Annotated in this window: 22 protein-coding genes; 19 read left to right on the plus strand and 3 right to left on the minus strand. The window is 68.1% G+C overall.

Features of this window, described 5'->3' with window-relative positions:
- The first annotated feature begins 31 nt into the window (after window positions 1–31).
- The 13 genes from tilS (at window position 32) to ABIB29_RS08495 (ending at window position 12,577) form a co-directional block, all read left to right on the plus strand.
- Window positions 32–1,069, plus strand: coding sequence for a tRNA lysidine(34) synthetase TilS (tilS, locus tag ABIB29_RS08435; protein WP_354172030.1), 1,038 nt, complete (start codon window positions 32–34; stop codon window positions 1,067–1,069).
- A gap of 29 nt (window positions 1,070–1,098) precedes the next feature.
- A complete protein-coding gene (gene hpt, locus ABIB29_RS08440) occupies window positions 1,099–1,650 on the plus strand; it encodes a hypoxanthine phosphoribosyltransferase (protein ID WP_354171810.1) in 552 nt (183 codons plus the stop codon).
- 212 nt (window positions 1,651–1,862) lie between these two features.
- Complete coding sequence (ftsH, locus tag ABIB29_RS08445) at window positions 1,863–3,932, plus strand: ATP-dependent zinc metalloprotease FtsH (RefSeq protein WP_354171812.1); 2,070 nt, start codon at window positions 1,863–1,865, stop codon at window positions 3,930–3,932.
- Between the two features lie 57 nt (window positions 3,933–3,989).
- A complete protein-coding gene (folE, locus tag ABIB29_RS08450) occupies window positions 3,990–4,586 on the plus strand; it encodes a GTP cyclohydrolase I FolE (protein ID WP_354172032.1) in 597 nt (198 codons plus the stop codon).
- 11 nt (window positions 4,587–4,597) lie between these two features.
- A complete protein-coding gene (gene folP, locus ABIB29_RS08455; RefSeq protein WP_354171814.1) occupies window positions 4,598–5,539 on the plus strand; it encodes a dihydropteroate synthase in 942 nt (313 codons plus the stop codon).
- 14 nt (window positions 5,540–5,553) lie between these two features.
- Window positions 5,554–5,922, plus strand: a complete 369-nt coding sequence (gene folB, locus ABIB29_RS08460) for a dihydroneopterin aldolase (RefSeq protein WP_354171815.1) — start codon at window positions 5,554–5,556, stop codon at window positions 5,920–5,922.
- On the plus strand, window positions 5,919–6,446 hold the full coding sequence (gene folK / locus ABIB29_RS08465; protein WP_354171816.1) for a 2-amino-4-hydroxy-6-hydroxymethyldihydropteridine diphosphokinase: 528 nt from the start codon (window positions 5,919–5,921) through the stop codon (window positions 6,444–6,446). Before folB ends, folK begins: the two co-directional genes overlap by 4 nt.
- Window positions 6,446–6,967: a DUF3180 domain-containing protein gene (locus ABIB29_RS08470; RefSeq protein WP_354171818.1), complete on the plus strand. Its 522-nt coding sequence runs from the start codon at window positions 6,446–6,448 to the stop codon at window positions 6,965–6,967. Before folK ends, ABIB29_RS08470 begins: the two co-directional genes overlap by 1 nt.
- Window positions 6,948–7,460, plus strand: coding sequence for a PH domain-containing protein (locus tag ABIB29_RS08475; RefSeq protein WP_354171820.1), 513 nt, complete (start codon window positions 6,948–6,950; stop codon window positions 7,458–7,460). Before ABIB29_RS08470 ends, ABIB29_RS08475 begins: the two co-directional genes overlap by 20 nt.
- A gap of 36 nt (window positions 7,461–7,496) precedes the next feature.
- Window positions 7,497–9,056 carry a PH domain-containing protein gene (locus ABIB29_RS08480; RefSeq protein ID WP_354171822.1) on the plus strand — a complete coding sequence of 520 codons (1,560 nt, stop codon included), beginning with the start codon at window positions 7,497–7,499 and terminating at the stop codon, window positions 9,054–9,056.
- Window positions 9,049–9,957, plus strand: coding sequence for a Rossmann-like and DUF2520 domain-containing protein (locus ABIB29_RS08485; RefSeq protein ID WP_354171824.1), 909 nt, complete (start codon window positions 9,049–9,051; stop codon window positions 9,955–9,957). The genes ABIB29_RS08480 and ABIB29_RS08485 overlap by 8 nt, the downstream gene beginning before the upstream one ends.
- 14 nt (window positions 9,958–9,971) lie before the next feature.
- Entirely contained in the window at window positions 9,972–10,871 is a 900-nt protein-coding gene (gene panC / locus ABIB29_RS08490; protein ID WP_354171826.1) for a pantoate--beta-alanine ligase, read from the plus strand.
- 230 nt (window positions 10,872–11,101) lie between these two features.
- Window positions 11,102–12,577, plus strand: a complete 1,476-nt coding sequence (locus tag ABIB29_RS08495; RefSeq protein ID WP_354171828.1) for a DHA2 family efflux MFS transporter permease subunit — start codon at window positions 11,102–11,104, stop codon at window positions 12,575–12,577.
- A gap of 96 nt (window positions 12,578–12,673) precedes the next feature.
- On the opposite strand, the gene ABIB29_RS08500 is transcribed toward ABIB29_RS08495, so the two are convergent.
- From ABIB29_RS08500 to ABIB29_RS08510, 3 genes are all read right to left on the minus strand, one after another.
- Window positions 12,674–13,507 carry an alpha/beta fold hydrolase gene (locus ABIB29_RS08500; protein WP_354171830.1) on the minus strand — a complete coding sequence of 278 codons (834 nt, stop codon included), beginning with the start codon at window positions 13,505–13,507 and terminating at the stop codon, window positions 12,674–12,676.
- A gap of 59 nt (window positions 13,508–13,566) precedes the next feature.
- On the minus strand, window positions 13,567–14,193 hold the full coding sequence (locus ABIB29_RS08505) for a thymidine kinase (RefSeq protein WP_354171832.1): 627 nt from the start codon (window positions 14,191–14,193) through the stop codon (window positions 13,567–13,569).
- A gap of 254 nt (window positions 14,194–14,447) precedes the next feature.
- A complete protein-coding gene (locus ABIB29_RS08510; RefSeq protein WP_354171834.1) occupies window positions 14,448–15,194 on the minus strand; it encodes an alpha/beta fold hydrolase in 747 nt (248 codons plus the stop codon).
- A gap of 77 nt (window positions 15,195–15,271) precedes the next feature.
- Here ABIB29_RS08510 and lysS point away from each other — a divergent pair, with 77 nt between their 5' ends.
- From lysS to ABIB29_RS08540, 6 genes are all read left to right on the plus strand, one after another.
- Window positions 15,272–16,804, plus strand: a complete 1,533-nt coding sequence (gene lysS / locus ABIB29_RS08515; protein ID WP_354171836.1) for a lysine--tRNA ligase — start codon at window positions 15,272–15,274, stop codon at window positions 16,802–16,804.
- A gap of 2 nt (window positions 16,805–16,806) precedes the next feature.
- Window positions 16,807–16,998: a hypothetical protein gene (locus ABIB29_RS08520; protein ID WP_354171838.1), complete on the plus strand. Its 192-nt coding sequence runs from the start codon at window positions 16,807–16,809 to the stop codon at window positions 16,996–16,998.
- Between the two features lie 134 nt (window positions 16,999–17,132).
- Window positions 17,133–17,459: a histone-like nucleoid-structuring protein Lsr2 gene (locus ABIB29_RS08525; RefSeq protein ID WP_354171840.1), complete on the plus strand. Its 327-nt coding sequence runs from the start codon at window positions 17,133–17,135 to the stop codon at window positions 17,457–17,459.
- 66 nt (window positions 17,460–17,525) lie between these two features.
- Window positions 17,526–17,714: a hypothetical protein gene (locus ABIB29_RS08530; protein WP_354171842.1), complete on the plus strand. Its 189-nt coding sequence runs from the start codon at window positions 17,526–17,528 to the stop codon at window positions 17,712–17,714.
- Window positions 17,715–17,826: 112 nt separating this feature from the next.
- On the plus strand, window positions 17,827–20,319 hold the full coding sequence (locus ABIB29_RS08535; protein ID WP_354171843.1) for an ATP-dependent Clp protease ATP-binding subunit: 2,493 nt from the start codon (window positions 17,827–17,829) through the stop codon (window positions 20,317–20,319).
- 140 nt (window positions 20,320–20,459) lie between these two features.
- Entirely contained in the window at window positions 20,460–22,595 is a 2,136-nt protein-coding gene (locus ABIB29_RS08540) for a S9 family peptidase (RefSeq protein ID WP_354171844.1), read from the plus strand.
- Window positions 22,596–22,653: the final 58 nt, after the last annotated feature.

The raw sequence follows: 22,653 nt of genomic DNA on the forward strand, positions 1-22,653 counted from the left end.
GCTGGCGCCCGTCGTCGGCACGGCGCGGAAGATGCTGCAGGACGCCCTGGCCGGAGCGGGTTACCCGGAGCGGATCCTGGTCGCCTGCAGCGGCGGACCCGACTCCCTGGCCCTCGCCGCCGTCGCTGCCTACTTCGCCCGCCGCGGGCACGTGGACGGCCACCCCATCTCCGTGGGCGCCGTCGTCGTGGACCACCAGCTGCAGCCCGGTTCCGCCGACGTCGCCGCCGCCACCGCGGTGACCCTGCGGGAACTGGGGCTCTCGCCCGTGCAGGTCAGGGCGGTCGAGGTGGCCTCCACCGGGATGGGGCCGGAGGCGGCCGCCCGGGATGCCCGGCACGCCGCGCTGGAAGCCGCCGCCGACGACACCGGCGCCCAGGCCATCCTGCTCGGCCACACCCTTGATGACCAGGCCGAACAGGTCCTGCTGGGGCTGGCCCGCGGGTCCGGAACCCGTTCCCTGGCCGGCATGCGCCCCGCCCGCGACCGCCTGCTGCGGCCCTTCCTGGGCCTGCGCCGCGCGGAAACCCTCGAAATCTGCGGGGTCGAGGGCCTTGACCCCTGGCACGATCCCAGCAACGCGGATCCGGCGTTTGCGCGGTCCCGGACCCGCGTCGAGGTGCTGCCGCTGCTCGAGGAGAAGCTGGGCCCGGGGGTGGCCGAATCGCTCGCGCGGACTGCCGCGATCCTGCAGCTGGACGCCGACTACCTCGAGGACGTGGCCAATGACACCTTTGTCCGGCTGCGGGAACAGTCCGGCGCGACCATCAGCCTCCCGGAGGAAGCCCTGCGCGAGCTGGCACCGGCCGTAAGGTTCCGGGTCATCGCGAAGGCCGCGTCCGCCGTCGGAGGCCAGCAGCCCAGTTACCAGCGTCTGCTCGCCGCGGAAGCACTGCTCCGCCGGCAGGGATCGGCCGGTCCGGTGGAGCTCCCCGGCGGGGTCAGCGTCTACCGGCTCTCGCTCGCCCAGCTCCTCGCCGAAGAGCAGTCCGGCCCCGGCGGTGTTCCCCGCGAAGCGGCCCGCTGTGGGAAGCTTGTATTCCGGCCTCAAAAACCGCCCAAAATATAGTTGCCCCCGCATCTACACAGGAGTTATTGGTGGATTCAAACGACGTCCAGTCAGATCTCAAGCACGTTCTGTACTCCAAGGAGCAGATCCAGTCACGGATCACCGAACTCGCGGCGGAGATCGACAAGGACTACGAAGGCCGCGATCTGCTGATCGTCGGCGTGCTCAAGGGCGCCGTGATGGTCATGGCCGACCTCGCCCGTGCCCTTCACAGCCACGTTTCAATGGACTGGATGGCCGTCTCGTCCTACGGATCCGGGACGCAGTCCTCCGGTGTGGTCCGCATCCTCAAAGACCTGGACACGGACCTCATGGGCAAGGATGTCCTGATCGTTGAGGACATCATTGACTCCGGTCTGACCCTGTCCTGGCTTAAGACCAACCTGGAATCCCGCGGCACCGCCTCGGTGGAAATCTGCACCGCGTTCCGCAAGCCCACCGCGGCGAAGGTCCAGATCGACGTCAAGTACGTCGGCTACGACATCCCCAACGAGTTCGTCGTGGGGTACGGCCTGGACTACGCCGAGAAGTACCGCAACCTGGACTTCGTCGGCACTCTGGCGCCGCACGTCTACGAATAGCACCCTGCCGCCGCGTCCGGCAGGACAGGCCCGGGGCGGGACCGGCAGGGGGCCGGTCCCGCCCGGCCCCGCTACGCCCTCAGGGAACTTTTGGACTTCACCGTGCGTGAGCTACTCCGACGGTGTATAGCTAGACACTGACGCAGCACCACACGCGCGCAGAACGGTCGCCGTGCAGCACTACCAGGAGGGACGGGGCCTGCCCCGAACAGATGAAAGCTAAGAGTTTCTTCAAGGGCCCGGGCATCTGGATTGTCGTTGTTGTTGGCATGCTCCTGCTCGCCTTTGCCACCCTGTCCCCGGGAGGCTCAACCCGGATCGATACGGACAAGGGCCTCGCGCTGCTGACCGACGCCGGCGGCAAGGTTGAACAGGCAAAGATCTTCGACGCGGAAAACCGCGTGGATTTGGTCCTGAAGGAAGACCTGCAGATTGACGGCCAGGACAAGGGCAAGAACATCCAGTTCTACTACGTCAACGCCCGCGCGGAGGACGTCGTCAAAGCCGTCACGGACTCCCGCCCGCCGAGCGGTTACACCGACCAGCCGGTCGAGAACAACTGGTTCGCCGGACTGTTCTCCCTTCTGATCCCGGTCCTCCTCCTCGGTGTCCTTTTCTGGTTCCTGCTCTCCCGCATGCAGGGCGGCGGCTCCAAGGTCATGCAGTTCGGCAAGTCCAAGGCCAAGCTGGTTAATAAGGACATGCCCCAGGTCACCTTCAGCGACGTCGCCGGCGCCGACGAGGCCGTCGAGGAACTCGAAGAAATCAAGGAATTCCTGCAGGAACCGGCGAAGTTCCAGGCCGTTGGGGCCAAGATCCCCAAGGGCGTGCTGCTCTACGGCCCTCCCGGCACCGGCAAGACCCTGCTGGCCCGTGCCGTCGCCGGCGAGGCCGGCGTCCCCTTCTTCTCCATCTCCGGTTCCGACTTCGTTGAAATGTTCGTCGGCGTCGGTGCGTCCCGCGTCCGCGACCTGTTCGAGCAGGCCAAGGCCAATGCGCCGGCCATCATCTTCGTGGACGAGATCGACGCCGTCGGCCGCCACCGCGGCGCCGGCATCGGCGGCGGCAACGACGAACGCGAGCAGACCCTCAACCAGCTGCTGGTCGAAATGGACGGCTTCGACGTCAAAACCAACGTCATCCTGATCGCCGCCACCAACCGACCCGACGTCCTGGACCCGGCCCTGCTGCGGCCCGGCCGCTTCGACCGCCAGATCTCCGTCGAGGCCCCCGACCTGATCGGCCGCGACCAGATCCTGAAGGTCCACGCCAAGGGCAAGCCGATGGCGCCCGGCGTCGACCTGAAGGCCGTGGCCAAGAAGACCCCCGGCTACACCGGCGCGGACCTGGCCAACGTCCTCAACGAGGCCGCGCTGCTGACCGCCCGCTCCAACGCCAACCTGATCGACGACCGCGCCCTCGACGAGGCCATTGACCGCGTCATGGCCGGCCCGCAGAAGCGCAGCCGCGTCATGAAGGAACACGAACGCAAAGTCACCGCCTACCACGAAGGCGGGCACGCCCTCGTGGCGGCGGCGCTGCGGAACTCGGCTCCGGTCACCAAGATCACCATCCTGCCCCGCGGCCGTGCCCTGGGCTACACCATGGTGGTCCCGGAGAACGACAAGTACTCCGTGACCCGCAACGAACTGCTTGACCAGATGGCCTACGCCATGGGCGGCCGCGTCGCGGAGGAGCTCGTCTTCCACGACCCGTCCACGGGTGCGTCCAACGACATCGAAAAGGCCACCGGAATCGCCCGCAAGATGGTCACCGAGTTCGGCATGAGCGAACGCGTCGGTGCCGTGCGCCTCGGCCAGGGCGGCGGCGAACCCTTCCTGGGCCGCGACGCCGGCCACGAGCGCAACTACTCCGACCAGATCGCCTACATCGTCGACGAGGAAGTGCGCCGCCTCATCGAGGGCGCCCACGACGAGGCCTACGCCATCCTGATTGAAAACCGCGACGTCCTGGATGAGCTGGCCCTCGAACTGCTGGAACGCGAGACGCTGAACCAGGCCGAAATCGCGCAGGTCTTCACCAACATCCGGAAGCGCGATTTCCGTGAGATCTGGCTCTCCAAGGAGACCCGCCCGATCCAGGACGTTGGCCCGGTGGAGTCCCGCCGGGAGAAGGCCGAACGCGAAGCGCAGGAAGAAGCCAAGGAAGCCCGCCTCGAGGAACCGCTGGACACCTTCCCGCCGCACGCCCAGGGAGTTTCCGGACAGGAGCCGTTCAAAGGCGGTGTCACGGATCTCGGGCCTGATGGCCATCCCGGCTAGGCTTCTTCCGTGACTTCTTTCTTCAACGACGACGACGACGCTCCCGCCACCGGCCCTCTGGCGGCGGGAGGGCCCGTCCCCGGCATCCCCGCTGTGGACCAGCCCCGGATCGAGGCGGCTGTCCGTGAGATCCTGCTGGCCATCGGCGAGGACCCGGACCGCAGCGGCCTCCTGGACACCCCCAAGCGGGTCGCGAAGGCGTACACCGAGATGTTCGCCGGCCTCCACCACGACCCGGCGGAGATCCTGGCCACCACCTTCGACCTGGACCATGAGGAACTCGTGCTGGTCAAGGACATCCCGTTCTACTCCACCTGCGAGCACCACCTTGTGCCGTTCCACGGGGTCGCCCATGTGGGCTACATTCCCTCACACGACGGGAAAGTCACCGGGCTGAGCAAACTGGCGCGGCTGGTGGACATGTTCGCCCGCCGCCCCCAGGTCCAGGAACGCCTGACCACCCAGATCGTCGAAGCCCTCGTCACCCATCTCAAGCCGCGCGGCGCAATCGTCGTCGTCGAATGCGAACACCTCTGCATGTCCATGCGCGGCATCCGCAAGCCCGGCGCCAGAACCGTCACCAGCGCGGTGCGCGGGCAACTCCATGACCCGGCCACTCGCGCCGAAGCCATGAGCCTCATCATCGGAAGGTAAGAACACAGACTATGGATTCCCTAGCCGCAGCCCCCGGAACCGGACCCGCGACTTCGCCCCTGCCCGTCCTGCGCAAGCCCCGCCCGGCCGCTAAATTCGGGGATCTTCCCACGGACCGGACGCTCGTGATGGGGATCCTGAACGTCACCCCGGACTCCTTCAGCGACGGCGGCAAGCACGCCGCCGCGGACACCGCCATCGCCGCAGGCCTGCGGATGTTCTACGGCGGAGCCGACATCATCGACGTCGGCGGTGAATCCACCCGCCCGGGAGCGGTCGAGGTCGGCGTCGAAGAGGAGCAGCGGCGGGTGCTGCCCGTGATCCAGGCGCTGGTCAAGGCCGGGGCGCTGGTCAGCATCGACACCACGCACGCCGCCACCGCCGCAGCGGCGCTGGACGCCGGCGCTGCCATCATCAACGACGTCTCCGGGCTGACCATGGAGCCCGAGATGGCCGAACTGGTCGCCCGCAGCAAAGCCCCGTACGTCCTCACGCACCGCCGCGGCAACGCCAGCACGATGGACTCCCTGACCGAGTACGGAAACGTCGCTGAAGACGTGGCCGCGGAACTCGCCGGCGTCCGCGACAAGCTGTACGCGGCCGGGGTTTCCGCGGAACAGATCATCCTGGATCCGGGCCTGGGCTTCTCCAAGAACGAGGAGCAGAACTGGGAACTGCTCCGCCGGCTGGACATCCTGCAGGCCATGGGCCACAAGGTGCTGGTGGCAGCTTCCCGCAAGCGCTTCCTCGGCAGCCTCCTGACCGTGGCCGGCAAGGCCGCCCCGCCGGCCGAACGCGACGACGCCACCGCAGCGGTCACAGCCATCAGCGCCCACCGGGGCGCCTGGGCGGTCCGTGTGCACGACGTCGGCCCCAGCCTCGACGCCGTCAAGGTCGCCGCCCGCATGACCCCGGCGCAGGCACCCGCCGCGCCGGCCGCCGGCAACAACTGAACCGGCAGGCCACCATGGACCAGATCACGCTCAGCGGCGTCACCGCCGTCGGCCATCACGGAGTGTTCGATTTCGAGCGGCGCAACGGCCAGCCGTTCGTGGTCGATGCCGTACTGCACCTGGACTTCGGCCGCGCCGCCGCCTCCGACGACGTGCGCGACACCGCGCATTACGGTGAAGTGGCCGAATGCATCCGGGCCTGGATCACGGGGGAGCCGCTGAACCTGATCGAGGCCCTGGCCGTGCGGATCGCCGAGGACGTGCTTGCGAAGTTCCCCGTCGCCGCCGTGGACATCACCGTGCACAAACCCAAAGCCCCGATCGAGGTCGAATTCGGCGACGTCTCCGTCAGCGTCCGGCGGACCCGGCAGGAACAGCCATGATCTACACCCGCGCCGTGCTTGCGCTCGGCAGCAACCTGGGGGCGCGCAGCGACACCCTCTCGGCGGCCGTCGCGGACCTCGTTGACCCGCCCGAGGTCCGGCTCATGGCCATTTCGCCGATCGTGCAGACCAAAGCCGTCGGCGGGCCGGCCGGCCAGCCGGACTTCCTCAACATGGTGATCGCCGTGGAGACCACGCTGGCGCCCCTCGAGCTGCTGCGGCACTGCCACGCGGTGGAGCAGAAACACCTCCGGGTCCGTGACGTGCACTGGGGTCCGCGCACCCTCGACGTCGACATCATTACGTATGGGGAGCTGGCCAGTGCCGACCCGGAGCTGACCCTGCCCCACCCGCGCGCGGCCCAGCGGGCGTTTGTGCTGTACCCGTGGTCGCTCATCGACCCCGCGGCCGAGCTCAACGGTGAACGCGTCGGAGAGCTCGCCGCCAAGGCCGCGGACTTCGCCGACCTCATGCCCTTCGACGGCTTCGAAAACCTCCACGGCGTGGCCGGAGCGGTGGAGTGATGAAGCTGACCAGCCCCGTGGTGCTGCTGGTGATCAGTGCGGCCATCGGGATCCTGGGCTGGCTGGCCGCCCTGTTGACCACCCGCTACGGACTGAACACCCCCGTGCTGCCGCTCAACGGACTCATCACGATGGGCGTGATCGTGGTGCTCACCCTCGTGCTCGGCATCCGGGTGCTCCGCTGGCGGAACGGCAAAAAGAAGAAAATGCTGAACCCGATGCTGGCCGCCTTGACCCTGGTCCTCGCCCAGGCTTGTGCCTACACCGGCAGTGTGCTGCTGGGCTGGCATGCCGGGATCTTCGTAGACCAGTTGCGCCTCTGGAACCTGCGCAGTGACCAGACACTCGCCTGGCAGGCCCTGGCCATGGCGGGCGGCGGCCTGGCGATGATCGGGGTCGGCCTGATGGTGGAACGGTTCTGCCGGATACCGCCCGAGGAGGGCGACGGCGAAACAGCCCTGGGCCGGCAGGAAAAGCGCAAACCCAAATCGGAAGGCGAATATGCGTACCGAGGCGATTGACCCCCCGGGCATCACGTGGCTGCGCGTCTCGCCCAAGTACGTCACGGTTCGGCTCGCCGGCTGGGCGCTGGCCAACCTCGTTGTCGTGGCGCTGCTCTGCGTACCCCTGGTTCTTGTCGTCAACGGCTGGTGGGAGACCTTCCCGCTTTGGCTGGCCGTCGCCCTCCCGGCCGTGATGCTGGTCCTGGCGCTGTGGCGGCTCCTGCTCATACCCCGCCAGGTGCGCGCCATCGGCTATGCCGAGCGTGAAGATGACCTGCTCATCCGCCGCGGCATCTTCTTCCAGCGCACCCTCGTGGTCCCCTACGGCCGCATGCAGTACGTGGACATCGGCGTCGGCCCGGTGGAACGCGGCCTGGGCCTGTGCACCCTGAAACTGCACACCGCCTCCGCCGGCACCAACGCGGAAATCCCGGGCCTGCCCGCCGCGGAAGGTGCGCGGCTCCGCGAACAGCTCTCAGCCCGTGGTGAAGCACGGCTGGCCGGACTGTGACGGGTCCGCTGTGAGGGCCTCCGTCAGGGGAACACAGTGAAGCCGGGCGCTGCCCCGGAGGCGTCCGCCGGCGCCGACGCGGGAACCCCCGACGGCGCGTGGCTGCGCGTGCACCCGGCCTCACCCTTCGTGCGCGGCTGGGTCGCGCTGGCCGCCATTTCATTCTTCTTCTTCCGGGATACCTTCGAGCGGATGCTCCAGGGCGGCCCCCTCGTCGATGCGCAGCTCGCAGGCCGGGCGCCGTGGCTGCTGCTCGGCGGCGGCGTGCTACTGCTGCTCACCGGGCTCGGCTACGTCCTGAGCTGGTACTTCACCCGCTACCAGGTAGCGGAAGGCTATGTCCGGATCAACACCGGATTCCTCTTCAAACAGCAGCGGCAGGCCCGGCTGGACAGGGTCCAGGCAATCGACATCGTGCAGCCGCTGCTGGCGCGGATCTTCGGCCTGGCAGAGCTCAAGTTCGAGGTCGCCGACGCGGGTGAGTCCGCGGTGCGCCTCGCCTACCTCCGCATGGACGAGGCGAGGCAGCTCCGGGCCACGATCCTCGCCCGCGCCGCCGGCGTGGTCCCGGACCCCGCCCAGCCGGGGGCCGTCGCCGCGGAGGCACCCGAACACGCCGTGCTCACCGTCCCGCCCGGCCGCCTGATCGGTTCCCTGCTCCTGAGCGAGCAGAGCGTGGTGGTCGTCGTCGGCGGGATGGCCTCCGTGGTGCTCTCCGCCGCCACCGAGAACCGCAGCTTCTATTTGTTCCTGATCCCGGCCGTGCTGGGCATGGTGGCCGCCTACTGGAACTCCATCAACAGGGGCTACAACTTCACCGCGGCCATTTCCCCGGACGGCATCCGGTTGCGCTACGGGCTGCTGGACACCCAGGCGCAGACCCTGCCGCCGGGGCGGATCCAGGCCCTGCGGGTCAGCCAGCCGCCGCTGTGGCGGATCTTCGGCTGGTACCGGATCCAGGTCAACGTGGCCGGCTACGGCGCCGCGGGAAGCAACGGCGAGGCCTCATCCCGGACGACGCTCCTGCCGGTGGGGACCTTCCCCGACGTGCTCACCATGCTCTCCCTGGTCCTGCCCGATCCGGGTAGCCAGGAGCCGGTGCGGATCTTCACCGCCGGCATCAACGGCCTCGCGCCTGCCGTGCCCGTGGAGGGACAGGCGGTTTCCGGGCCGGACGACGGCGGCTTCGTCACCACCCCGCGGCGGGCCCGGCTGCTGGCCCCCCTGGGCTGGCGGCGCAACGGCTTCACCGCCACCGGCACCGCCCTGCTGATCCGCTCGGGACGCTGGTGGCGGCACCTCGTGGTGATCCCGCACCAGCGCACCCAGTCCATGGCTCTGGAGCAGGGCCCGCTGGCCCGGCGCTTCCGGGTAGCGGACCTGGTTCTGCATACCACCGCCGGTCCGGTGTCCCCGCGGCTTGTCCAGGCCGGGCTCGACGAGGGCCGGGCGCTGCTGGATGCCCAGGCGGCCCGGGCCCGGGCTGCGCGCAGACGCCAGACCAGCGAGCACTGGCTGGACCAGGTCCGGCCGCTCGTGGCTGTACCCTCCCCTAGCGAAGAACCCAACAGTCAGGAAGACCCGCAGCATGGCTAAACCAGGACGACTCGGCATCGGAATCATCGGCGCCGGCAAGGTCGGCTCCGTCCTGGGGGCGGCGCTGCGCGGCGCGGAGCACGCCATCATCGGTGTCTCCGCGGTCTCGGACGCCAGCCGCGAACGCGCTGATGCCCTGCTCCCGGGGGTCCCGGTGCTGGACGTGCAGGACATCGTCGAGCGCGCCGAACTGGTTCTCCTGGCCGTCCCCGACGACGCGCTCGGCCCGCTCGTCGAGGGCCTGGCGAAGCTCGGCGCCTGGCAGCCCGGCCAGCTCGTCGCACACACCTCCGGCCGCTTCGGCGTCGGGATCCTGCATCCTGTCCGCGCCGCCGGCGCCGTCCCGCTGGCCCTGCACCCCGCGATGACCTTCACGGGGATGAGCCTGGACCTGACCCGGCTGCTGGACTGCACCTTTGGCGTCACGGCGGACGCCGCCATGCTGCCCATCGCCCAGGCCCTCGTGGTGGAGATGGGCGCGGAGCCCGTCGCGATCGCCGAAGCCGACCGCACGCTCTACCACGCCGCCCTCGCGCACGGCTCAAACCACCTCGTCACCCTGGTGGCGCAGGCCTCGCAGCTGCTCCGGGAAGTCGGCGTCGAGGCCCCCGAACGCATGCTGGGGCCGCTGCTGCGCGCGACCCTGGAGAACGCGCTCGCCTCCGGCGAATCGGCGCTGACCGGGCCGGTGGCCCGCGGCGATGTGGGCACCGTTGCCGCCCACGCCGAGTCCCTGCGGGAACACGACGGCGGCTCGGGCGGAGATATTCTGGAGGCGTACCTGGCCATGGCCCGGGCGACGGCCCGCCGGGCAGGACGCCGGGGACTGCTGAAGCCGGAGCAACTCGGCGACATCACGCAGGCGCTCGAGGGCCCGGACCACAACGGCCCGCAACCCTAAGGAAGGTCCCCAACTTGGCGATCCAACTCGTGACCACGGCTGCCCGGCTCCGGGCCGAAAGCGCCCGTCTGCTTAAGGAGAAGGGCGGCACCTCGCAGGGCCTGGTGCCCACCATGGGCGCGTTGCACGAGGGTCACGCCGAGCTGGCGCGCACCGCCGTCGAGCAGAACGACGTGGTGGTGGTGAGTATCTTCGTGAACCCGCTGCAGTTTGGCGAGGCCGTGGACCTGGACCGGTACCCCCGGACCCTGGACGCGGACCTGGCGCTGCTGGACGCTGTGGGGGTGGACCTGGTATTCGCTCCCGAGGTGGACGAGGTCTACCCCGGCGGGGCACCCCTCGTCCGCATCAGCGCGGGCCCGGTGGCCGAGAAGTGGGAGGGCGCGTCCCGGCCCGGGCACTTCGACGGGGCCCTGACCGTGGTGGCCAAGCTGCTGCACTACGGGACGCCCGGCGCGGCCGCGGGCCCGGAGCTGCCGGCCTACCGGGCGTACTTCGGCCAAAAGGATGCCCAGCAGCTGGCCCTGGTCCAGGGCATGGTGGCGGACCTGAACTTCCCGGTGGAGATCGTCCCCGTGCCGATAGTGCGCTCCGCTGACGGCCTGGCGCTGTCCAGCCGCAACCGCTTCCTCTCCGCCGAGGAGCGCGAGGCGGCGCTGGTGCTCTCGCGGGCGCTGGGGCTGGTCGAGGAACGGGCCAACGCCCACGAGCCGCTGGACCTTGAGTCCGCGCGGGCGCTCGTGGAGTCCCAGCCGCTCGTGGACCTGGACTACTTCGAGGTGGTGGATCCCCGCAGCCTGGAACCGCTGGCCGAGAACTGCAGGGACACCCCGTTCCGTGGCGAAGGCCTGGCGATCATCGCGGCCACGGTCGGCCCGGTCCGGCTGATCGACAACATTCCGCTGGATTCCTGACTGACCAAAACCCGCCACCACCAAGCAACGCGGGGTCAGATACGGCCCATGTTGAGGCCGTCCATGGACCGTATCCGACCCCGCGTTGCAGTTCCGGCCGCTGGACTTTTTCTCCACCGTCGGGAGTTATCCTGGACCGCCGGGAATTAGCGCGGCGCACCGCGGGTTGGCACCTGATGTAGCGACGACGCTCGCCGACCCCCACTACAAAACTCCCTGAGGGAACCCCTATGTCTACTGACGTCTCTTCCAAGCCCCCCGGCGATCCCGCGCAGGCCCAGGCCGCCGCGGAGGCCGCCGCACCGCCGGCAAAGATGTCCCGGGAATCGGTCACCGTCATCGCCACCCTGCTGGTCGCCACTTTCGTGGTGATCCTGAACGAAACCATCATGAACGTCGCACTGCAGCGCCTGATGGTGGATCTCGGCGTCACCGCCCCCACCGTGCAGTGGCTGTCAACCGGTTTTATGCTCACGATGGCCATCGTGATCCCCACGACGGGCTTCATCCTGCAGCGGCTGTCCACCCGCGCTGTTTTTATGCTGGCCATGGGCCTGTTCTCCGGCGGCACGCTGCTCGCGGCGCTGGCTCCCGGATTCGAAATCCTCCTGCTCGCCCGGATCGTCCAGGCCGGGGGCACGGCCATCATGCTGCCCCTGCTGATGACCACCATCCTCACCCTGGTCCCCGTCGCACGCCGCGGCTTCGTGATGGGCAACGTAAGCATCGCCATCTCGGTGGCGCCGGCCATGGGACCCACGGTGTCCGGGCTGATCCTTGAGCACTTCACCTGGCGCTTTATGTTCGTCTTTGTCCTGCCGATCGCCCTGGCCGCTTTCGCCATCGGCGCCCGGTTCCTGACCAACATCGGCGAAAAGGAAAAGACCCGGCTGGACATCCCGTCCGTGCTGCTGACCGTCCCCGCATTCGGCGGCCTGGTTTACGGACTGAGCCAGATCGGCGGCGGCCAGGGCGGCCCCGGCTCGCCCGCCATCATTGCCCTGGCCGTGGGCGTCATCGCCATGGTGGCGTTTGTCCTCCGCCAGCTGCGGCTGCAGAAGTCCGAGGCGCCCCTGCTGGACCTGCGGGCCTTCACCTTCCGGATGTTCACGGTGTCCGTGCTGCTGCTTGTCGTGGCCATGATCGCCCTGTTCGGGGCCGTGATCCTCCTGCCCTTGTACCTGCAGGAGATCCGCGGTCTGTCCTCACTGGAGACCGGGCTGACCCTGCTGCCCGGAGGCCTCGCGATGGGCCTGCTGGGCCCGTTCATCGGGCGGATCTTCGACAAGGTCGGGCCGCTGCCGCTGGCTGTCACCGGCTCCGCCCTGCTGGTGGTGGCAATGTTCCAGTTCTCCCTGCTTGACGCGGGCACACCGGTCGGGTGGATCGTTGCGCTGCACGTGGGCCTCAGCGTGGGGCTGGCCCTGATCTTCACGCCGGCGTTCACCACCGGACTGAACCCGCTGCCGCCGCACCTGTATTCCCACGGCTCCGCCATCATGAGCACCTTGCAGCAGGTGGCCGGCGCCGCCGGAACGGCGCTGCTCGTCTCGATCTACGCGGTGGTGTCCGCCAGCGCGGGAATCGTCGCAGGAATGCACGTGGCATTCCTCACAGCATCGGTCATCGCCGTCGCCGCCGTTGTGCTGGCCGCAATGATGCGCAAGACCGCCGCAGCGGAACACCCCGCCCCCGCCGCGCACTAGCCCGTTTAACCCAACGCGGGGTCACTCAGCGCCCATCCGGCCGTCCGGAATGGGCGCTAGGTGACCCCGCGTTGGGTTGGTGCGGCGGCGTGTTCGCTAGCTGGCGAAGAACGCGCTGAGTTCGGAGATGAGCTTGTCCGGTGCCTTGTTGACGCCGTCGTGGCCCATGCCCGGCAGGATCGTGTAGCTGGAGCCGGAGAGCACCTCGTGGATCTGGGCGCAGGCCACACCGAAGTACGCCGGGCTCTTCTCGCCGACAATAATCAGGGTTTCCAGCGGCAGTTCCAGGAACGGCTCGGCTGGCATGTCGGCGGCGATGATGGCCTTGATCTCCCGGACGCCGGTCTTCATCAGCTCGCGCATCTGCTTGCCGAGCGGGGTGCCGGCGGAGAGTTTGTTCGCCAGGGTCAGCATGGACAACGGCATCCGGGACAGGGCGCTGCCGGTCTCGAGGCCGCGGAGCAGCACGGCGAGGGCGCGGTCGTCGTCGCCGGCCGCCGTCGCCTTCTCATATTCGGTGGTCCAGTCCGCGGTGACGCTGTGGTTCACGGAGACCGCCGGGTCGTACACGGCGAGGCGCTCCACCGGCAGGGTGCGGGCGGCGTGCAGTGCCACCGCGCCGCCGAAGCTGTGTCCAAAAACGTCCGTGCTGGAGGTGTGCTTCATCACCGCGTTGAGGTCTTTGATGTCCACGTCGAGGGTGTAGTCCTCCGGCTGCGGGGACGAGGAACCGCGGCCGCGCCGGTTGAAGGTATGCACCGGGCGCCCCAGGGAGGCGCTGAGTTTCTGGGCGAAGCGGGTGTAGTCGGCGGCGGTCACCATGGAGGCCGCAACGACGACGACGCCGGAGCCCGCCGAGGCCAGCTCGGCACCCGTGCTGAAAAGCTCGATCGTTCCGCCGTCGGGGGTTCTGATGTTCTCGCGGGTCATGCTCCGAGCCTAGCCGAGGCTGCAGCTACGGCGTAGTAGGGTTCCGGGTGCCGTGGGGGCTAGTCGCCCAGCCGCCCGCCGGAGACCTCGAGGTAGCAGGAACCGCACAGCGACTCGTACCAGACGTCCTGGCCGTCGATTGCGACCTGGTCGCCGTCGAAGACCACCTGGTCTCCGGCCCGGCGGGTGTTGAAGATGGCTTTGCGGCCGCAGCGGCAGATGGTCTTCAGCTCTTCGAGGGTGTGCGCGATTTCCAGGAGCCGCAGCGATCCCGGGAACGCCCGGGTGCGGAAGTCCGTGCGGATGCCGTAGGCCAGCACGGGAACGTTGTCCAGGACGGCGATCCGGAAGAGGTCGTCCACCTGGGCCGGTTCCAGGAACTGCGCCTCGTCCACCAGCAGGCAGGCCACCGGCTGCGTGTCCACGTGCTCCAGCAGGGCGTCAGGGTCGTCGCCGTGGGCGTGGGCGGTGTATAGCTCCCGGGCGGACGCCCCGGCCGGGATCAGAAAGTCCACCGATCGGGTCATGCCCAGGCGCGACACGACGTCGGCGTCGCCCTTGGTGTCCACGTCCGGCTTGGCCAGCAGGACCCGCTGGCCGCGCTCCTCATAGTTGAAGGCGGCCTGCAGCAGCCCCGTTGACTTGCCGGAGTTCATCGCGCCGTAGCGGAAGTAAAGCTTGGCCAAGGGGGTCCTTTCGAAAGGGTCGCCCACCGATTGTAAAGGCGCACCGCTCAGCGGCCCAGCTTGAGCCGCCGCCTGCGCGCCGGGAGGGGACCCAGGCTTCCTTCGCCCGCCAGCAGGAACCGGGCAGCGGCCCGGGGGAGCCGGATCCCTGGCCGGAGCGGGCTTTCGTGGAGCTGCCCCGGCAGCACGGCGGACTCGATCGAAGGGATGGCGGCGGCGAGCTGCCGGCCGGTCTCGGCGAAGTACTCCGGGCTCTAGCCGCCACTCAGCATCAGCGTGGGGGTGGTCACGGCCGCGAAGTCGGCCAGCTCGGCGTCGGCGTCGAGCACCGCCCGCATTTCCACGACGGCCGTGGGCAGCAGTTCGCGCATCTCCGCGCCCATGCTGGTCCGGGCGGAGAGGATGCTGAGCATCCGCAGCGCTCCCAGCGGCAGCTTGGAGACCGGCCCGGCCGTCTCCAGGCCCTGGACCAGGTGCGCCCAGGCGTCGTCGAGTTCCCCGGCAGCCACGGACCGCTCCAGTTCGGGCCGCCAGCGCCGGGTGAGGTTGCCGGACAGGGACACCGCCGCGTCGTAGGTCACCATCCGGCGGATCGGTACCGTCCGCGCTGCCTGCAGGGCCACGAAACCGCCGTAGCTGTGCGCCACGACGTCGCTCGAGCCGGTTGCCCGCAGCACCGCAGCCAGGTCGCTGACCTCCGTGGCCGCGGAGTACCCGGGCGGCTGCGGGGACGACCCGGCCCGCCCGCGCCGGTTGTAGCAATGCACCGGGCGCCCCAGCAGGCGGCTGATCTGCCGCGCGAACGGACGGTACAGGGCATCGGTCACCAGGGTGCCGTGCACGACGACGATCCCTGGCCCCTGCGCTGCCCCGCGCTGCGATCCGGGCAGGGCGGCGGCCGTTGCCACGGTTGTCGCCGGGGCCGGGCCGGCGGCCGGCCGGAAGGAATGCAGCTCGAGGTGCCCCTCGCCGTCGTCGGTGCTGATGGTCCGCGTCTCCACAGCCCTGAGTCTATTCCGCAACCGCCCGGGGCCGTGCGGGACCGCCCCGGGCAGAATCCCCGGTAAACTTGGGGATTGTGACTTCCCAAAACACCTCCGCCCCGAATACCGCCGCCGACTCCCACGACGCCAGCGAGCAGACGCGCATCCGCATGGAGAAGCGCGCCAAGCTGATCGAGCGCGGCGTCGAGGCGTATCCGGTCGGTGTTGAGCGCACCCATTCGCTGGGTGAAATCCGGGAGAAGTACGCGCACCTCCAGGCCGACGAAACCACCGGCGACAGCGTCGGGGTGACCGGCCGCATCGTCTTTATCCGCAACACCGGCAAGCTCTGCTTCGCCACGCTCCAGGAGGGCGGCCTGGACGGCAAAGCCGTCCGGCTGCAGGTGATGCTGAGCCTGGCCAACATCGGCGAGGACGCGCTCGCCGACTGGAAGGCCCTCGTGGACCTGGGCGACCACGTGTTCATCAAGGGCGAGGTCATCTCCTCGCGGCGCGGTGAGCTCTCCGTCATGGCCGAGTCCTGGTCGATGGCGTCCAAGGCGCTGCGCCCGCTGCCCGTGCTGCACGCCGAGCTCAACGAGGAGACCCGGGTCCGCCAGCGCTACGTGGACCTCATTGTCCGCGACGAGGCCCGCGAAATGGTCTACACCCGGGCCGCGATCACCCGTTCCATCCGCGAGACCCTGCACCGCCAGGGTTACGTCGAGGTGGAAACCCCGATGCTGCAGCTGGTCCACGGCGGCGCCACGGCCCGTCCGTTCGAGACCCACATGAACGCGTTCGACCAGAAGATGACGCTGCGGATCGCCACCGAGCTCTACCTCAAGCGCACGGTTGTTGGCGGAATCGACCGGGTCTACGACATGGGCCGCGTTTTCCGCAACGAGGGCGTGGACTCCACCCACAGCCCGGAATTCACCACCCTGGAAAGCTACGAGGCCTGGGCCGACCAGTTCGTCATGGCGGATCGGATCAAGGAACTCATCCTCGACGCCGCCGACGCCGCGGGCGTGGGCCGGGTCCTGCAGACCGAGGCCGGGGAGATCAACCTCGACGGCGACTGGGCCTGGATGGCGGTCTACCCGGGGCTCTCCGAAACCGTGGGCCAGGAAATCACCCCGGAGACCCCGGAGTCGGACCTGCTGGCGCTCGCCGCCAAGCACGAGGTCAAGGTCGACGCCAATTGGGATGCCGAAAAGCTCGTGGTGGAACTCTTCGGTGAACTCGTCGAGCCGACGCTGCTGAACCCGACCTTCGTCTACGACTACCCGCCCTCCGCCCAGCCGCTGGCCCGCCAGCACCGCGAGGACGACCGGCTGATCGAAGCGTGGGACCTCATCATCGGCGGCATGGAGCGCGGCACGGCCTTCTCCGAGCTCATTGACCCGGTCATCCAGCGCGAACGGCTCACCGAGCAGTCCCGCCGCTCCGCCGCCGGCGACGTCGAGGCCATGCAGCTGGACGAGGACTTCCTGCGGGCCCTGGAGTACGGCGCCCCGCCGATGGGTGGCATCGGGCTCGGCATCGACCGGCTCGTTATGCTCTTCACCGGTGCCGGAATCCGCGAGACAATATTGTTCCCGCTGCTGAAGCCCGAAGGACACTGACCATGGAGTACATTGCCGTATTGCTTCCCTCCGTGGTCGTCGGCCTGATTTTCTGGTTCGCCATGAAATCGATTTTCAATGCCGACAAATCCGAGCGGCAGGCCGAAGCGCGCGCCCAGGCGGAAGCCGACGCTAACGCCCAGGGGGCGGAAACCCTTCGCAGCCATGGCGATTCCAACGGCCCGAAAAAATAGCGGTCTTTTAGTCCTTGGGTTTTCCTTTGGAAACTCTTTTTCGCTTTGACTCGTTGCCATAAAGCAGAGGATACTTTTAAACAGAATCATCCGGCTTTTCGGAAATACTCATCCTTTTGGAAAGAGAGTCTTTTATGGCACAGAAAGTTAAAATCATCCTTGTTGATGATCTGGATGGGGGATCCGCGGACGAGACCGTCCGGTTTGGCCTTGACGGGGTCAGCTACGAAATCGACCTGTCAGCGGAGAATGCTTCCGAGCTTCGCTCCGCAGTCGAGCGTTTTGTAACCCACGCGCGCAAGACTTCGAGCGGCCGCGCAACGCGCACCAAAATTTCTTCCGGCCGGAATCAGGATTCTGCCCAGATCCGGCAGTGGGCACGCGATAACGGCTATGCGGTAAACAGCCGCGGCCGTATCCAGGCTGAAATTCAGGAAGCCTACCAAAAGGCGAATTCCTAGCCACAAAGTCCAGCAGCCTGCGTCCGGACGCGGTGCCACGGCGCGAAACCGAGGACCGCGATACCGGTGACTTTGCCCCCGCTTTGGTCGGGGGCTTTGTCGTCGGTGGGCCCGGACGCCGTCGCCGTCGCCGTCGCCGTCGCCGTCGCCGACGCCGGGATCGGGACTGGTGCGACGGCCGCCGCCGGGCTGTTCGGCGCTGCTGAAGGACAAGGCCCGCTGCCCGCTCGGAGGGGCCGGCGGGCCCGTGTTTGACCCAGGATGTGACGCGGCTGCGGCTTCCCGGTTTCCCCTGTGGCGAACAAGCCCCAAATCTTGAACCGGGCCACGTAGCATCAAAGTACGTCGTAGCTAGGAGTGTGGCGAAATGTTTGAGCGATTTACGGACCGTGCCCGTCGCGTAGTTGTGCTTGCCCAAGAAGAGGCACGCATGCTGAACCACAATTACATTGGTACCGAACACATCCTCTTGGGTCTGATCCATGAAGGTGAAGGTGTTGCTGCCAAAGCCCTTGAGTCCTTGAGCATTTCGCTCGACGGCGTCCGCGAGCAGGTGCAGGAGATCATCGGCCAGGGCCAGCAGGCCCCGTCCGGACACATCCCCTTCACCCCCCGCGCCAAGAAGGTCTTGGAACTCTCGCTCCGCGAGGCCCTGCAGCTGGGACACAACTACATCGGCACGGAGCACATCCTGCTCGGCCTCATCCGCGAGGGTGAAGGTGTTGCCGCCCAGGTGCTGGTCAAGCTCGGTGCGGACCTCAACCGCGTCCGCCAGCAGGTCATCCAGCTGCTCTCGGGCTACCAGGGCAAGGAAACCAGCGGTGCCGGTGTTGGCCCAGGCCAGGCCGAAGGCACTCCTGCTGGTTCCGTCGTCCTGGACCAGTTCGGCCGCAACCTGACCCAGGCTGCGCGCGAGAACAAGCTGGACCCCGTCATCGGGCGCGAATCCGAAATGGAACGCGTGATGCAGGTGCTCTCACGCCGCACCAAGAACAACCCCGTGCTGATCGGTGAGCCCGGCGTCGGCAAGACCGCCGTTGTCGAAGGCCTTGCCCAGGCGATTGTTCGCGGCGACGTCCCGGAGACCATCAAGGACAAGCAGCTGTACACGCTGGACCTCGGGTCCCTCGTGGCCGGCTCCCGCTACCGCGGTGACTTCGAAGAGCGCCTGAAGAAGGTCCTCAAGGAAATCCGCACCCGCGGCGACATCATCCTCTTCATCGACGAGATCCACACCCTGGTGGGTGCCGGTGCCGCCGAGGGAGCCATCGATGCGGCCTCGATCCTGAAGCCCATGCTGGCCCGCGGCGAGCTCCAGACCATCGGTGCCACCACGCTGGACGAATACCGCAAGCACATCGAGAAGGACGCCGCGCTGGAACGCCGTTTCCAGCCGATCCAGGTCAAGGAGCCCTCCGTCGCTCACGCGATCGAGATCCTCAAGGGCCTTCGCGACCGGTACGAGGCGCACCACCGTGTCACCATCACCGACGGCGCCCTCGCCTCGGCGGCGAGCCTTTCCGAGCGCTACATCTCGGACCGCTTCCTGCCGGACAAGGCGATCGACCTGATCGATGAGGCCGGTGCACGGCTGCGCATCCGCAGGATGACGGCCCCGCCGGAGCTCAAGATCATGGACGAGAAGATCGCCGCCATGAAGCTGGAGAAGGAATCCGCGATCGACGCGCAGGACTTCGAAGGTGCCGCCTCGCTGCGCGACAAGGAGCAGAAGCTCATTGCCGAGCGTGCCGAGAAGGAACGCCAGTGGAAGACCGGCGGCATGGACGACATCTCCGAAGTTGATGAGGACCTGATCGCGGAAGTGCTGGCGAACTCCACCGGCATCCCGGTCTTCAAGCTGACCGAGGAAGAGTCCTCGCGACTGCTGAAGATGGAAGACGAGCTGCACAAGCGCGTCGTCGGCCAGGACGAGGCCATCAGGTCCCTGTCCCAGGCGATCCGCCGCACCCGTGCAGGCCTGAAGGACCCGAAGCGTCCGGGTGGTTCGTTCATCTTCGCCGGCCCCACCGGCGTCGGCAAGACCGAACTCGCCAAGGCCCTGGCCGAATTCCTCTTCGGCGAGGAAGACGCCCTGATCACCCTCGACATGTCCGAGTACTCGGAGAAACACACTGTGTCGCGTCTCTTCGGTGCCCCTCCGGGCTACGTGGGCTACGAGGAGGGCGGACAGCTGACCGAGAAGGTCCGCCGTCGTCCGTTCTCCGTGGTCCTGTTCGACGAAGTGGAGAAGGCGCACGCCGACCTCTTCAACTCACTGCTGCAGATCCTGGAAGACGGCCGCCTGACCGACTCCCAGGGCCGCGTGGTGGACTTCAAGAACACCGTAATCATCATGACCACCAACCTCGGTACCCGGGACATCTCCAAGAGCGTTGCCACCGGCTTCCAGTCCGGCACGGACACCCAGACCGGCTACAACCGGATGCGGGCCCGTGTCACGGAGGAGCTCAAGCAGCACTTCCGTCCCGAGTTCCTGAACCGTGTTGACGACGTTGTGGTGTTCCCGCAGCTGACCCAGGACGAGATCATCGAGATCGTGGACATGTTCGTCGGCCGGCTGGAGAAGCGCCTCAAGGACAAGGACATGGGCATCGAGCTCACGCCCGCGGCCAAGATCCTGCTGGCAACCCGCGGCTACGACCCCGCCATGGGTGCCCGGCCGCTGCGCCGGACCATCCAGCGCGAGATCGAGGACCAGCTCTCCGAGAAGATCCTCTTCGGCGAAATCCACGCCGGCGACATCGTTGTAGTGGATGTGGACGGCGAAGGCGACGACGCCAAGTTCACCTTCGCAGGCAACACGAAGCCGCGCATCCCGGAGATCGCTCCGAGCGTCTAGGCATCGGCTCAAAGGCCCCGTCTTCCTGAAAAGGAAGGCGGGGCCTTTGCTTGGCCAGCGACATCACAGGATCTGAAAGTACCGTTTCACTCTCGGTGAAATCGGTGTGATCCAGCGCACAGAGGGTGTTGAATCGGTGCATGGCTTCCCATGATTCAGAGACCCTGGGCGAAAAACCCGAGACATCCTTCCATGACCTGGACCATTACCTCGCGATCCCGAGGGTGACAGGCCTGGCGTTGAGCCCGGACGGCACGCGGCTGGTCACTACCGTGGCCACGCTCAACGCCAAAGGCACCGAATACGGCACCGCCCTGTGGGAACTGGATCCGGCGGGGCAGAAGCACGCCCGCCGTATCACCCGCAGCGCCAAGGGTGAGGCCGGCGCCGTCTTCGCCGCCAGCGGCGAGCTGTACTTCAGCTCCGCGCGCCCGGACCCGGAAACCCCCGAAGCGGACCCCGTCAACGCCCTGTGGATGCTGCCCGCGGACGGCGGCGAGGCCCGCGTCGTGCTCACCCGGGCCGGTGGAGTCAGCGCGCTTCTGGCCGCGAAGGAATCCGGCGCACTGTTCGTCAATGCCTCCGTGCTGGCAGGGTCCACGGACGAGGACAACGACGAGGAGCGGCGCAAGGCGCGCAAGGACAACAAGGTCGCCGCCATCCTGCACAGCGGCTATCCGGTGCGCTACTGGGACGCGGATCTGGGGCCCGCCCAGCCGCGGCTCTTCGCCGTCGAGCCCGGCGAAGAAAAGGAACCGGGCTGGCCCACAACCGTCGACGCTGCGGCGCCGCTGAAGCTCCGCAACCTGACGCCCGACGCCGGTGCCGGCCTCCGCGATGCAGAGTCAGTGGTCAGCCCGGACGGCAAGACCATCTACAGCAGCTTCGCGAAGCCGCTCGCGCACGCGAATTCACGGTCCGTCCTCGTCGCGGTCGACGTCGCCAGCGGCACCCGAAGTGTCCTGCTGGACACCGAGGGAATGAGTTACTTCCCGGGTCCGGTGAGCCCCGACAACCGGACCCTGGTGGTGGTCAGCGAGAGCGACACCACCCCGGAGCGGGCCCCGCAGGTCAAGCTGCACCTGCTCGACGTCTCCCGCCCTGCGTCGGTAGCCGAAGCGGCAGGCGGAGCCGAGCTGATGCCGCTGGCGCACGACTGGGACCGCTGGCCGCGCCCCGCCGCCTGGCTGCCGGACGGATCAGCCCTGCTGGTCACCGCCGATGAGGACGGCGCCTCGCCGGTCTTCCGGATCAGCGTGAGCGGAGACACCACCGCCGGCCAGGTCACCCGCCTGACCGCCGACACCGCCGCCTACACCGACGTCTTGGCCGCGCCGGACGGCCGCACTGCCTATGCGCTGCGCAGCTCCTACGAATTCCCGGCGGAAGCTGTGCGCATCGACCTCGCCACCGGCGACGCCGTCCGGCTCCCCGCCCCCGCTGAGCGTCCGGCGTACCGGGGCTCGCTGGAGCGGGTGGAAACGACGGCGGCAGATGGCACCCGCGTGCCGGCCTACCTCGCGGTCCCTGAAGGGGCCTCGGCCGGCAGCCCCGTGCCCCTGCTCCTCTGGATCCATGGCGGCCCGCTCGGGTCCTGGAACGCCTGGACGTGGCGCTGGAACCCCTGGCTGCTGGTGGCCCGGGGCTATGCCGTGCTGCTGCCGGACCCCGCGCTCTCCACCGGGTACGGCCAGCACCACATCCAGCGCGGCTGGGGCGCGTGGGGCAAGGCTCCCTTCACCGACCTGATGGCCATCACCGACGCCGTGGTGCAGCGGCCGGACATCGACGGGACCCGCACCGCCGCCATGGGTGGCTCCTTCGGCGGCTACATGGCCAACTGGGTCGCCGGCCAAACAGACCGGTTCAAGGCGATCGTCACCCACGCCAGTCTCTGGGCGCTGGACCAGTTCGGCCCCACCACGGACGCCGCGCAATACTGGCTTAAGGAGATGACGGCCGAGATGGCGCTGGAGAACTCCCCGCACCTGCACGTGGAGAACATCAGCACTCCCATGCTCGTCATCCACGGCGACAAGGACTACCGCGTACCGATCGGCGAGGGACTGCGCCTCTGGTACGAGCTGCTGTCCAAGTCCCAACTCGCGGCCGACGAGAACGGCGAGACCGAGCACCGGTTCCTCTATTTCCCGGACGAGAACCACTGGATCCTGCAGCCGCAGCACGCCAAGGTCTGGTACGGCGTGGTGGAGCACTTCCTCGCCAGGAACCTGCTGGACAAGGATCTGCCGGTGCCTGCTGAACTGGGTCTCTGAGCAGCATCGCGCCCCCGGCTCGGAGGCTGGCGCGTCGGGCGCCATTCTCCAGTCCAAG

The sequence above is a fragment of the Arthrobacter sp. UYEF36 genome, from assembly GCF_040547025.1.
Classification (GTDB): Bacteria; Actinomycetota; Actinomycetes; order Actinomycetales; family Micrococcaceae; genus Arthrobacter.

What these genes read in the sequence shown, in the direction of transcription:
- ftsH (WP_354171812.1), top strand. Translation starts at nt 1,863, where the DNA reads ATGAAAGCTAAGAGTTTCTTCAAGGGCCCGGGCATCTGGATTGTCGTT.
- ABIB29_RS08500 (WP_354171830.1), bottom strand. Translation starts at nt 13,507, where the DNA reads ATGACCCGCGAGAACATCAGAACCCCCGACGGCGGAACGATCGAGCTT.
- ABIB29_RS08495 (WP_354171828.1), top strand. Translation starts at nt 11,102, where the DNA reads ATGTCTACTGACGTCTCTTCCAAGCCCCCCGGCGATCCCGCGCAGGCC.
- folB (WP_354171815.1), top strand. Translation starts at nt 5,554, where the DNA reads ATGGACCAGATCACGCTCAGCGGCGTCACCGCCGTCGGCCATCACGGA.
- ABIB29_RS08520 (WP_354171838.1), top strand. Translation starts at nt 16,807, where the DNA reads ATGGAGTACATTGCCGTATTGCTTCCCTCCGTGGTCGTCGGCCTGATT.
- ABIB29_RS08485 (WP_354171824.1), top strand. Translation starts at nt 9,049, where the DNA reads ATGGCTAAACCAGGACGACTCGGCATCGGAATCATCGGCGCCGGCAAG.
- ABIB29_RS08525 (WP_354171840.1), top strand. Translation starts at nt 17,133, where the DNA reads ATGGCACAGAAAGTTAAAATCATCCTTGTTGATGATCTGGATGGGGGA.
- ABIB29_RS08540 (WP_354171844.1), top strand. Translation starts at nt 20,460, where the DNA reads ATGGCTTCCCATGATTCAGAGACCCTGGGCGAAAAACCCGAGACATCC.
- folP (WP_354171814.1), top strand. Translation starts at nt 4,598, where the DNA reads ATGGATTCCCTAGCCGCAGCCCCCGGAACCGGACCCGCGACTTCGCCC.
- ABIB29_RS08470 (WP_354171818.1), top strand. Translation starts at nt 6,446, where the DNA reads ATGAAGCTGACCAGCCCCGTGGTGCTGCTGGTGATCAGTGCGGCCATC.
- ABIB29_RS08475 (WP_354171820.1), top strand. Translation starts at nt 6,948, where the DNA reads ATGCGTACCGAGGCGATTGACCCCCCGGGCATCACGTGGCTGCGCGTC.
- ABIB29_RS08535 (WP_354171843.1), top strand. Translation starts at nt 17,827, where the DNA reads ATGTTTGAGCGATTTACGGACCGTGCCCGTCGCGTAGTTGTGCTTGCC.
- tilS (WP_354172030.1), top strand. Translation starts at nt 32, where the DNA reads ATGCTGCAGGACGCCCTGGCCGGAGCGGGTTACCCGGAGCGGATCCTG.
- folK (WP_354171816.1), top strand. Translation starts at nt 5,919, where the DNA reads ATGATCTACACCCGCGCCGTGCTTGCGCTCGGCAGCAACCTGGGGGCG.